The organism is Nonomuraea zeae, assembly GCF_005889725.1.
Classification (GTDB): Bacteria; Actinomycetota; Actinomycetes; order Streptosporangiales; family Streptosporangiaceae; genus Nonomuraea; species Nonomuraea zeae.
The window spans coordinates 1-11586 of sequence record NZ_VCKX01000352.1 but is presented as its reverse complement, the minus strand read 5'-3'; the positions used below and the strand labels follow the sequence as shown (position 1 = coordinate 11586).

Here is an 11586-nt window from a genome sequence, read left to right as displayed (position 1 = left end):
CCCATGAGCGAATACGCCGCCCGCACCCGCCCCACCGACGGGCTACCCGACGACCCGTGGCTGCGCACCCACGTACGCGCCGGCGGCCACATCGTCGGCATCGCCCCCACCTCCATGCTCGTAGCCGGATCACTGGCCCAATGGCGGCACTGGACCGGCCTGCCCTTCGACGCCGACGGCCCGGTCATCGTGCCCGGCGCGCTCGCACCCGTTCACGCCAGCCTCGCCCACGACCACGCCGTCTACGCCGAACCCAACGTGTGGGTGCACCACCCGCTGGCCTGAGCACTGTGATCTCGGCAGGCGCCACCACGCGGCCCGCCGCTGCCCCGCCGGGGGCTTGGCATCACTGACCGACCGGGGAAGCCACAACGGCCAGCGTTTCGGTCGGCCCGGTGCGACCGCCGGCGCGAGCCTGATGACCCTGATCGAACGCACAGCCGCCACCCGAAAGCCGTCGATCAACGAGCCACGACGTTCTGTCCGGATATGGCCACCCGCTGACGGATGCTGGTCCAAGGGGGATGCTGAACCCGTATGGTCGTGGCGTCCGCTGGGGCGGGTGAGATGACATGGATTTCGGCTATGCCCGTCTCAGGACCAGCGGGCAAGATTTGATCACGCAGGTCGCGGCGCTGAAGGCTGCGGGCGTGCCGGAGGGGCTGATCTGGTCAGATCGGCGATGCACCGGCGGCAGCCGCGAGGGCTGGGAGGACCTGCTGCGGCACGTCCGACCGCACGCCGGTCACCGGATCACCGTGGAGACTCTGGACCGGCTGGGTAGCACCACATACGAGTGCCTCCCCCTCGCTCACGAGCTGACTGAGCAGGGCATCGGACTCCGCACGCTTGCCGACCCACTCCTCATCGACACCAGCCTGCCCGGTCCGGCAGCCGAGACGACCGTCGCACTGCTGGCCATGTTCGCCCGGATGGAGCGGCTCTATGAGAGCGAACGCGGCGCCGAGGCGAGGGTTAGAGAGATTTGGAACGGAATCCGGCGTTAGCGGGGTTCTCGCTGGTCAGCGAGCCCCCTGCTATCTCCCTCTTTCAGATGAGCTCGCGCCGGATTCCGTTCGATCTCGCAGCGCAACTTTGATCTACATTGTGTGACGGTAGGTAGCGGTTGGTACCGGCTGTGTTGCTCTGATGACGCTGTGTCTGTTGGGTCATACGTCGCGTACATGCCTGTCGACTTCCTGAGCGGCTCAGAAGCGGCGAAGTACGGCCGTTACGACGCTCCGCCCTCCCGGGCCGAGATGGAGAAGATCTTCTTTCTCGACAACGTGGACGTGGCCCTGATCAAGGGACATCGTGGCCGGCACATCAGGTACGGTTTCGCTCTCCAGCTCGTGACCGTTCGCTATCTGGGGTGCTTTCTGGCTGATCCGCTGAAGGTGCCTAACGAGGTCCTGGATGTCGTCGCCGCCCAGCTGGGGATCGAGGATCCGTCCTGCGTGAAGCGTTACACCGAGCGGAACAAGACGCGGCTGGAGCACACCTGGGAGATTGCCAAGGCGTGCGGGTTGAAGGACTTCGCCCGTTTATCAGGCGACACATTAATGTGCACGGCCGCTATTTTTTTTCAGCGTCCGCAGCTGGGTGACGGGCGGCGGGCCTTGCGTGATCCTGACGCCGACGACGCCGACGACGAGGATTGACGGCGGCCCGGCATGTTCCCTCTCAACATGCCGTAAGGCCGCGCTCCTACTGCCCTGGCAGTAGGAGCGCGGCCTGCACTGGCACGACGACATGGCCGGTCGGGTCAGACAGCCTGGAGTCCATGTCGAGCAGCTTGCGGACGGCCAGGCCCGGAGCCCGCGATGAGTGATCTGGTGTCGGTGACCGTTCTTTTTGTGCTGTCCGGGATCGGATACGTCGCGGCCGCTCGCGCGCGAAAGAACGACGCCGATGCGACGGCGAGGGTGCACCGCCTGCTGGTGCCGCTGCTGCTGGCCGGTGTCGGGGCCGGGTTGCACGTGACGGCGCTGTGGATGCTGGCGGGCATGAGCGGCGGGTACGCGGGGTGGTAGTTCCCGCCACTCAGCGGCCGACGTCGGGCGAATCGGTCGGCTCGGAGCCTTGTCGGACACCGAGAGCTGCTGGTGGGGGGCCGCGCGGTGAGTGACCTGATAGGGCTGATCGTGTTGTCCGTGCTGTCCTCGATCGCGTATGCGGTTGCCGCCGTGGTCCAGGAGCGTTACGCCGAGGTGAGGCGGGGTGTGCGTCGCTGGGCCGTGCCGCTGCTGCTCAATGGGGCCGGTGCCGGGCTGCATGTGGCGGCGCTGCCGTTTGGCGCCGTCGGCGTGGTCCAGGCGCTGGGCGCGCTCACGCTCGTCTTCGCCTTGCCGATCGCCGCGGCGCGGCGGCGCGGCCGGGTGGCCAGGGCCGCGTGGGGGCAGGCGTGGCTCACCGTCGCCGCTCTGGCCGGGCTGCTCATCCTCACCGCTCCTGGGACGGGCGCCCTATCTGCTTCCGCAGCGCTGTGGCTGGCCGGCGGCGTCGTTGCGGTGATCGGCACGCTGGCGCTCACCGCCCGGCACGTGGGCGCGCCGCTCGCGCGCAGTCTGCTGCTCTCGGCAGCGGCGGGAATCGCCTTCGGGGCCGCATCAGTGTTGACCAAGGCCCTCCTGGCCGACGCGCCCGATCGCGTGCTCACCGGCAGGTGGCTGCTGACCGGCGGCATCGTCGCAGGGCTGTCCTTGGCCGGGCAGATCCTCAGCCAGCGCTCCTACCGTGGCGCCGGGCTGGCCGCCCCCTTGGCCATGGTCAGTGTCGTCAACCCTGTCCTCGCCTGCGCCATCGGGTGGTGGCTGCTGGGTGACGGCGTCCGCTTCGGTGCGGCTGGAGCCGTCCTGGCGGTCGTGTTCGCCTTCGCCACCGTCCGCGGCGTCGTCGGCCTGGCGGCCCAATCCCACCCCGCGGGCGCCTCTGCGGCGGCTGCGACCCCAGCTTGTCCGGCTGAGGCGTCTCGGACCTCGTAATCCCGGATCCGTCGCCACCGGGATCCTGCGGACGGGCGGGCTCGGCCAGGCGGCGAGAACGTGACAGACTCCCCCGCCATACGTTCGGCCGCGGCGCGGTTGGGGGCGGCGGGTACTGCGATTCCAGTAGGCCAAGTGCCAGCAACCGCATGACGACGGGACAGGCCGGCGCCCGGAAGCCTGGCGAGGTACCTCTCTCAACACCTGGAGACCTCCGTCCCGTGGCTACTTTCCTTTATCGACTCGGCCGTATGGCCTTCCGGCGACGCTGGTACGTCGCCATCGTCTGGCTGGCGATCTTCGGCGCTGTCGCGTTCGCCTCGACCACCGCCGGCGACCCTCCACCCGATACCGGCTCCATGCCGGGCATCGAGGCGCAGAACGCCTATGACCTGATGAGGCAGCGCTTCCCGGGCGCCTCCGACAGCGCCGACCGGGCCACCGCCAAGATCGTCTTCGTCGCTCCCGACGGGCAGAAGGTCACCGACACCGACAACCGGGCGGTGATCGAGAAGCTGGTGGCCGAGGCGTCGGCGGGCAGCAGCCAGGTCGCCGGCGCGGTGAGCCCGTTCCGGGCGGGCACGGTCAGCCAGGACGCCTCCACGGCGTATGCGAGCATCACCTACAAGGTGCCGTCCAAAGAACTCACCGACGACACCAAGACCCACCTGCAGCAGGCCGTCGACGAGGCCCGGAACGCGGGCCTGACGGTGGACGCCGCCGGGTCCGTGCTGGCCTCCCCCACGGCGGCGGGCGGCCTCAGCGAGATGGCAGGCATCGTGATCGCCGCGCTGGTACTGCTGATCACGTTCGGGTCGATGGTGGCCGCCGGGCTGCCGTTGCTGACCGCCGTGCTCGGGGTCGGCATCAGCATGGTGGCGATCATGGCCCTCGGCGCCACGCTCGGATTGTCGACGACGAGCAGCAGCCTGTCGTCCATGCTGGGGCTGGCGGTCGGCATCGACTACGCCCTGTTCGTGGTCTCCCGCTACCGCGAGGAGCGAGGCCGGGGGCACGCGCCCCGGCAGGCGGCCGGCCTGGCGGTGGGCACCGCCGGCTCGGCGGTGGTCTTCGCCGGGCTCACCGTTGTCATCGCCCTGGCCGGGCTGTCGGTGGTCGGCGTCCCGACGCTGACCAAGATGGGGCTGAGCGCCGCCGGGACCGTCCTGGTCGCGGTGCTCATCGCCTTGACCCTGGTCCCGGCGCTACTCGGCTTCTTCCCCGACGCCGTCCTGTCCCGCCGGATCCGCAAGAGCACGACCGTTCACGCGGCGACCGCTGGCACGACCGGCAACGCGGGGACCCGCTGGGCCCGGTTCGTGCTGCGCCGCCCGGTGCCCGTGCTCGTCGCCTCCCTCATCGGGCTGGGCGCGCTGGCCGTGCCGATGCTGGACCTGCAACTGGGCATGCCGGGCGATGAGACCAAATCCACCGCGACCACCGAGCGCCGCGCCTATGACGAACTGGCCGAGGGCTTCGGCCCCGGCTTCAACGGACCGCTGACCATCGTGGTGGACGCCGGCAACGCCGCCGAGCCCGCAACGGCGGTGCAGGCCATCGCCGGCAAGATCGACGCCACCGAGGGGATCGTGTCGGTCTCCGAGGCCCGGTTCAACCCGGCCGGCGACACCGCGATGTTCACCGCCACCCCGTCCACCGCCCCCACCAGCCAGCAGACCATGGACCTGGTCAACCTCATCCGCGAGCAGCGGCCGGCGACTGAGGCCGGGACGGGGGCGACGTTCATGGTCACCGGCACCACGGCCGTCAACATCGACGTCGCGCAGAAGATGCAGGGCGCGCTGATCCCGTATCTGGCCGTTGTCCTCGGCCTGGCCTTCCTGCTGCTGATGGTGGTCTTCCGTTCGCTGCTGGTGCCGCTCAAGGCCGCCGTCGGCTTCCTGCTGTCGGTGCTCGCCTCGCTCGGCACGGTCGTCGCGGTCTTCCAGTGGGGCTGGGGCGCCGGCCTGATCGGCCTGCAGCAGACCGGCCCGATCATCAGCATGATGCCGATCATGGTGGTGGGCATCACGTTCGGCCTGGCCATGGACTATGAGGTGTTCCTGGTCTCGCGGATGCGGGAGGCCCACATCCACGGGGACGAGCCACGCCAGGCGGTGGTCACCGGGTTCCGGCACAGCGCCCGGGTCGTCGTGGCGGCCGCACTGATCATGATGGCGGTGTTCTCCGGGTTCGTCGGCGCCAGCCTGTCCATGATCAAGATGATCGGTTTCAGCCTGGCCGTCGCCGTGCTGTTCGATGCCATCGTGGTCCGGCTGGCCTTCGTCCCCGCCGTGCTGGCCCTGCTCGGCGAGCGGGCCTGGTGGCTGCCCGGCTGGCTGGAGCGGCTCCTGCCCCGCGTCGACGTGGAGGGTGCCGCCCTGGCGGCCGAGCCGGCCGACGACTCGATTGCGGCTGCGACGACGGGCCTGGAGCCGGTACGCCGCTGACCGGCCACCGCCCGGGCGGGCCCGTCCGCGCACTCAGCGGTCGGGCCCCGTTTGGCATCGAAGCCCCAGGTCACCGACCATGGGCACACAGCAACCGACCGGAGCACGCGATGACCCTCGACTGGCGTCAGTACGCCACAGACCACCCCCGCCTCGTCGAGGCGACGCTCATCGCACTGCTGTGCGCCGCCTCCGGCCCGCTCTCCCTCTACGCCAGCCGCCCCTACGCCGAGGGCCTGGACTGGGCCTCAGCCATCCCACTGGCCGCCGCCGCCTCCCTGGCCCTGCTGTGGCGCCGCAGCCACCCCCGCATTGTGGTCGTGGTCACCGCGGTGTGCGCCGCCGCCGCCGGCGGCGTCGGCTACCTGCTCACCCCGCTGCTGCTGGCCCCCGTCATGGCCGCGCTCTATGAACTGGCCATACGGGTCCCGCGCAGGGTCTCTCTCGGCTACTGCCTGACCGCCACCGCGGTGATCGTCCCGACGGCGCTGTTCGGCGACCGGTTCGACCACCCATGGCCGCTGACCACCATCAACCCCATCTTCTGCCTCATCCTGCCGGTCGTCGCCGGCTCGGTGACCCGCCTGCGGCACGCCTACCTGCAGGCCGTCCAGGCCCGCGCCGAGCACGCCGAACGCACCCGCGAGGAAGAGGCCCGCCACCGCGTCGCCGAGGAACGCATGCGCATCGCCCGCGAACTGCACGACGTGGTCGCCCACCACCTGGCCCTGGCCAACGCCCAGGCCGGCACCGCCACCTACCTGGCCCGCACCAGCCCCGATCAGGCGCAGCACCTGCTCACCGAACTGGCCGGCACCACCTCCTCAGCGCTGCGCGAGCTGAAGGCCACCGTCGGCCTGCTGCGCCAGGCAGGCGACACCGACTCCCCCCTGGAACCGGCCCCCGGCCTGCACCAACTGCCGGACCTGACCGCCACACTCACCTCCGCCGGGCTCGACGTCGACGTCACCATCGAGGGCCGGCAACAGCCGCTGTCGCCGGGCGTGGATCTGACCGCCTACCGGATTGTGCAGGAGGCGCTCACCAACGTCACCCGGCACGCCGCCACACCCGCCGCCCGCGTCCGGCTGGCCTACGGCAGCGACCGGCTGACCATCACGATCACCAACGACACCGGCCCGACAGCGCCCGCCCCCAACGGCCACGGCTTCGGCCTCATCGGCATGCGCGAACGCGCCCACGCCGCGGGCGGCCACTTCGAGGCGGGACACCGGCCCGAAGGCGGCTTCACCGTCACCACCGAACTTCCCATCCGGCACTGACCCGGGACGACCCTTGTGACCATCCGCATCCTGCTCACCGACGACCAGACCCTGTTGCGCGCGACCTTCCGCATGCTCATCGACGCCAACCCCGACATGGAGGTGGTCGGCGAAGCGGCCGATGGCGCCCAAGCCGTGGCGCTGGCCAGGACCCACCGCCCCGACATCGTCCTGATGGACATCCGCATGCCCCACGTCGACGGCCTGGCCGCCACCACCATGATCTGCGCCGAACCGGACCTGGCCGCCACCCGGGTACTGATCCTCACCACCTTCGAAACCGACGAGTACGTCGCCCAGGCGCTACGCGCGGGAGCCAGCGGCTTCCTCGGCAAGGACGTCTCAGCCGAAGCGCTCCTGGACGGCATCCGCACCATCGCCGCCGGTGACGCGCTGCTGTCCCCCGCGGCCACCCGCTCCCTCATCACCCGCTTCCTCACCACCCCCGAACCAGGGGCACCTACGGCGCCCGACGAGCGGCTGGCCGCACTCACCCCACGAGAACGTGAGGTGATGACCCTGGCCGCCGAAGGCCGCTCCAACGACGAGATCGCCGAGTTCCTGGTCCTCAGCACGCTCACCGTCCGCACCCACATCCAGCGCGCCATGACCAAGCTTCAGGCCCGCGACCGTGCCCAGCTCGTCGTCATCGCTTACCAGTCCGGTCTGGTCCGTCCACCGCCACGCCCCGCTCCTTGATCTTCCCCACTCGCAGGGGGCCGCGTGGTGACGTGTCCCGCTTGTATGAGGACGGCGCGATTCTCATAAACGGTCCATTGCCAGAGCAAGATCGCAACCAGTGCACGAAGGCCGAGTCGATCTTGAAATGGCTCAAGCTGCTGCGCGTGTCCACCCCGGCCGATCGCGGGCCCGGGCAGCCGTGGCGGCCCGGCACGCCTGTTCCGCCGGCGGTCGCGCCGGACAGCGCGAGCGCCGACATCCGCATCGGTTATGCTCGCTGCTCCACCCTCACCCAGGAGCTGCAGTCGCAGTTGGACGCGCTCGCCGCGCACGGCATCCCAAGGGAGAAGACCTTCGCTGAGAAGATCAGCAGCCGGGTGCGGGTGCGCCCGCAGTTCGAGGCCGCGCTCGCGCTGGCCCGCCAGATCAAGGCGCACGCCCCGCACTGCCGGGTCATCGTGACCGTGTACGAGATGAAGCGCCTGGGCCGCGATGACATAGTTATCTTGGGTTCTTCGGCTCTTCCCGCAGGCCAGGACGTTATGATCTTGTCAGGCCCGTTGGTCAGCCTTGGCGTATGTTGTTTGGTTGCCAGGGGCCGTCTCCGTGAGATCGCCTCGGGCGTGCGACACGCCCGACAGCAGGATCCCGCAGGCCAAGCGCTCAGCTCCACCACGTTGTCGCGACCATCGCTCAGAGCCGGGCCTGGGCGATGCTGGAGCCGCCGCAGACAAAGAGGGTCTGACGGTGACGAAGCCTGCGCTCGTGCTGAGGAAGTAGGTGACGACTGAGGCGACGTCTCTCCTTATCTAGGGTTATGGGACCCTTCCAGCAGGTCAGAGGATGATGATCTCTTCTTTCACGTAGGCCAAGTTGACCGAGCGGCGCTGCATCAAAGCGTCGAGGCCGTACTGGGGCTAGAACGTCGCTGAAGATGTTGGGCTCTGGTCGTGCGGCGGGTGAGGGGTCAGACTCGTCGATATGCAGGGCGAGTGGAGAGGGGAACTGATCGGGCCGGATGTGTGGCAGACCTGCCGGGAGTTGATCCCTGCGGGGAGCGTGTTCGCGTTCTTGGCCGAGCATCGCCAGGAGCTGGTTCCCGCCGCGCTGTTCGCGGACCTGTATCCGTCCGGGAATGGGCGGCCGAGTATGCCCCCGCAGGTGCTGGCGGCCACGATGGTGTTGCAGGCGCTGTCTGGATTGTCGGACTTCGACGCCGTCCAGGAATTGCGTGTGACCTGCGGCGGAAGGCAGCCTGTGGGCTGGGACTGCTGGACACGGCCTTCGATCCGTCGCTGCTGACCTATTTCCGGCGCCGGCTGTCCCGCTCCAGCCGGCCGAATCGGATCTTCGAGGCGGTCCGCGAGGTGGTTGCCGAGACCGGTGCGTTGAAGGGCAGGCAACGGCGGGCGCTGGACTCCACGGTCCTGGACGACGCGGTGGCCACCCAGGACACCGTCACCCAATTGATCGCCGCGATCCGCCGGGTGATCCGCGAGGTCCCCGGCGCGGCCCAGGTCGCAGCCATCTGCTGCACCGCCCATGACTATGCCGATCCGAGTAAGCCGCGCATCGCCTGGAACGACGAGCAGGCCCGGGCGGTGCTGGTGGACGCGCTGGTCGGTGATGCCATCCGGTTGCTGGCCGATCTGCCCGAGCAGCCATTGGGCGACAAAGCCGCGAACGCGGTAGGCATCTTGGCCCTGGTAGCGGGCCAGGACGTGGAACCGGCCAAAGACTCCGACGGCCGTGACGGGCGCTGGCGCATCGCTCAGCGCACCGCCCCCGATCGGATGGTCTCCACTGTCGATCCCGAGTCCCGGCATGTGCACAAGACCCGCACGCACCGCCAGGACGGCTTCAAAGCCCATCTGGCCATCGAACCTGAGACCGGCCTGTTCACCGCGGTCGCGTTGCGGCCCGGCTCCGGCGCCGCGCACCATGAAGGCGCCTTGGCCCTCGATCTGCTGGACGAGGAGAGCGCCCCGGTCGAGGTCTTCGCTGATACGGCCTACTCCAGCGGAGCCTGCCGAGGTGCGCTGACCCTGGCCGGCCACCGTGTCGTGATCAAACCCGCACCCCTGCGTCCGGCCGTCCCCGGCGGGTTCGACCTGGACGACTTCACCATCGACACCGCCGCCGGCGTCGTCACCTGCCCAGCCGGGCACGCCACCTGCTTGTCCGGCCACACCGACAAGAAACGCGCCATCTTCGGCACCCTCTGCGACGGCTGTCCACTGCGGCACCAGTGCACCACCGCCAAGAACGGCCGCGTCGTCCAGATCCGCCCGCAGCACGACCTGCGGGCCGCCGCCCGCCGCCAGGCCGCCACCGATCCAGACTGGCAGGCCGACTACCGCCGCTGGCGACCACCCGTTGAACGCGCCGTCGCCTGGATCGTCGCCCGAGGCAACCGACGATTACGCTACATCGGCACCATCGAGAACAACGCCTGGCTCCACACCCGCGCCGCAGCCCTCAACCTGCGAACCCTGATCAACCTCGGGCTCACCCGGACCGACGGCATCTGGACATTGACCCCCGGCCCGGCCTAGCCAGCCCACGTGGTCCATCCCCCGCTCAGAAACACAGCGGACATCACAAGATCTTCAGTGATCTTCTAGACGGCGGCGGCGTGGAGCTGTTTCAGGATGACGCTGGCGTGGAGACGCCGCTGCGCGGCTTCGCCGGGGCGTTGAAGTCACCTTCTACACTCTTCCTATATGCCGACTATCGGTATATAAAGATCCCGTGTCTACGTTACGCGCCTTGCAGGAGCCCTCGTTCCTCATCCTGACCTCGCTGGCACACGAGCCCCAACATGGCTACGGCATCATCGTCGACGTCGAGCGGATTTCCCACGGTGAGATCCGGCTGAGGGCCGGCACCCTGTACGCCGCCCTGGACCGGCTGCAGGCCGAGGGGTTGATCACCGAAGACCGGGAGGAGATCGTCGACGGGCGGCTTCGCCGCTACTACCGGCTCACCGAGGAAGGCGGCCGGCGTCTGGCCGCGGAGGCGGCGCGGCTGCAGCGCAACGCCCGAACGGCGGTCACCCGGCTGCGTACCCACCACATCGGGGGGACCCCGTGAGCGAGCTGGAACGCCACTACCGCCGGCTTCTCCGCCTCTACCCTCGCGATCACCGAGCCAGGCACGAGGAGGAAATGCTCGGCGTGCTCATGGCGGCGGCAGAGCCTGGCCGCCGCCGTCCGCATCCGCAGGACGTGGCCGACCTGATCGGTGGAGCGGCCGCCATTCGCTTACGACGGCCCATCAGTCCGCAGTCTCTGATGTGCTGGCGCGACGCCGCCCGCGTCGCCGCCGTCCTCGCACCGCTGGTCCTGCTGATCCAGCAGTTCCCCGTGGTTGTCCGGGAGATTGGGATGTACATCCAGCGAGGACCGGAGCCAGGGGTGCTGTCGACGGGCGATGTCGTCGAGCAGACGCTCGGGCTGCTGGTCTACGTCGCGGTCACGGTCTTCGCCTGGCATGATCACAGGTGGATTGCGGCCGGCCTGGCTTGGGCGTGGACCATCTGGCTCGGCACGGACATGATCATCCCGACGTATGACTGGGGTTGGGGTTTCAGCCAGCTTCTCCCTCTCGGGCTGCTCCTGCTCCCGTACGTGGCCGTGGCCGTGCTGCTGACGGGAACCGCCCATCCACTACGCGGAGTGCAACTGGTCGGCCGACGCAGAATCCTGATCTGGTTCGCCGTCTTTCTCGGGGCCACCACAGTCATACGGCTGTTGGCGGCCAACACGGTCCTGTGGTGGGAGTCGGTTCCGCTCGGCCTGACAGCACTCGTTTGCGGGATGGCCGCAGGATCCCCGCTGGGGCGCAGGAGCATCGTGCTGCTCGCCTCCGTCTTCCTCCCCGTCGTGCTGAGGCTCGTTCTCTTTGTAGCGGTGTGGTCGTGGTGGGGGGAGTCATCTTTTACCGGCGTCGCGCAGGCGATCGGCATGGTGTGTGCAGCCCTTGTCGTCTTTGGGATCACCGTCTACCTCGCCGGCCGACGCGAGACCGCCAGCGCACCGCCACGCGAAGCGGCTCAACCTTGAGGGGCCACGGTGATTCCGGACAGCCGTGTTATGAGTGCAGCCTATGCGGCCGCTGGGGTTGAAAGGGCCTCGTTGAGAACCTCCAGGGGTGGCCGGTAGCCGAGCGCCGAGTGCAGGCGCCGAC

The 11586-nt window shown here is 69.2% G+C and carries 10 protein-coding genes and 2 pseudogenes; all 12 read left to right on the top strand.

Going from position 1 to position 11586, the window contains the following annotated elements:
• A pseudogene (locus ETD85_RS54095) lies at window positions 1-285 on the top strand (N-acetyltransferase); the annotation flags it as partial.
• A 287-nt stretch (window positions 286-572) separates the two neighbouring features.
• Entirely contained in the window at window positions 573-1007 is a 435-nt protein-coding gene (locus ETD85_RS54090; RefSeq protein ID WP_138697654.1) for a recombinase family protein, read from the top strand.
• 177 nt (window positions 1008-1184) lie between these two features.
• On the top strand, window positions 1185-1661 hold the full coding sequence (locus ETD85_RS54085) for a DUF4158 domain-containing protein (protein ID WP_138697653.1): 477 nt from the start codon (window positions 1185-1187) through the stop codon (window positions 1659-1661).
• A gap of 162 nt (window positions 1662-1823) precedes the next feature.
• Window positions 1824-2033, top strand: a complete 210-nt coding sequence (locus ETD85_RS54080) for a hypothetical protein (protein ID WP_138697652.1) — start codon at window positions 1824-1826, stop codon at window positions 2031-2033.
• A gap of 87 nt (window positions 2034-2120) precedes the next feature.
• Window positions 2121-2984: a DMT family transporter gene (locus ETD85_RS54075; protein ID WP_138697651.1), complete on the top strand. Its 864-nt coding sequence runs from the start codon at window positions 2121-2123 to the stop codon at window positions 2982-2984.
• 251 nt (window positions 2985-3235) lie between these two features.
• Window positions 3236-5434: an MMPL family transporter gene (locus tag ETD85_RS54070; RefSeq protein ID WP_206059471.1), complete on the top strand. Its 2199-nt coding sequence runs from the start codon at window positions 3236-3238 to the stop codon at window positions 5432-5434.
• A 110-nt stretch (window positions 5435-5544) separates the two neighbouring features.
• The gene (locus ETD85_RS54065; protein ID WP_138697649.1) at window positions 5545-6717 is read left to right on the top strand and encodes a sensor histidine kinase; all 1173 of its coding nucleotides are present in this window, start codon (window positions 5545-5547) and stop codon (window positions 6715-6717) included.
• 15 nt (window positions 6718-6732) lie between these two features.
• Window positions 6733-7416, top strand: coding sequence for a response regulator (locus tag ETD85_RS54060; RefSeq protein ID WP_138697648.1), 684 nt, complete (start codon window positions 6733-6735; stop codon window positions 7414-7416).
• 41 nt (window positions 7417-7457) lie between these two features.
• Window positions 7458-8189, top strand: coding sequence for a recombinase family protein (locus ETD85_RS65215; protein ID WP_240780024.1), 732 nt, complete (start codon window positions 7458-7460; stop codon window positions 8187-8189).
• A 190-nt stretch (window positions 8190-8379) separates the two neighbouring features.
• Window positions 8380-9953: pseudogene (locus tag ETD85_RS54050) on the top strand (IS1182 family transposase).
• Window positions 9954-10149: 196 nt separating this feature from the next.
• Window positions 10150-10491: a PadR family transcriptional regulator gene (locus ETD85_RS54045; protein ID WP_240780023.1), complete on the top strand. Its 342-nt coding sequence runs from the start codon at window positions 10150-10152 to the stop codon at window positions 10489-10491.
• A complete protein-coding gene (locus tag ETD85_RS54040) occupies window positions 10488-11462 on the top strand; it encodes a hypothetical protein (RefSeq protein ID WP_138697647.1) in 975 nt (324 codons plus the stop codon). Before ETD85_RS54045 ends, ETD85_RS54040 begins: the two co-directional genes overlap by 4 nt.
• The last annotated feature ends 124 nt before the right edge of the window (window positions 11463-11586 follow it).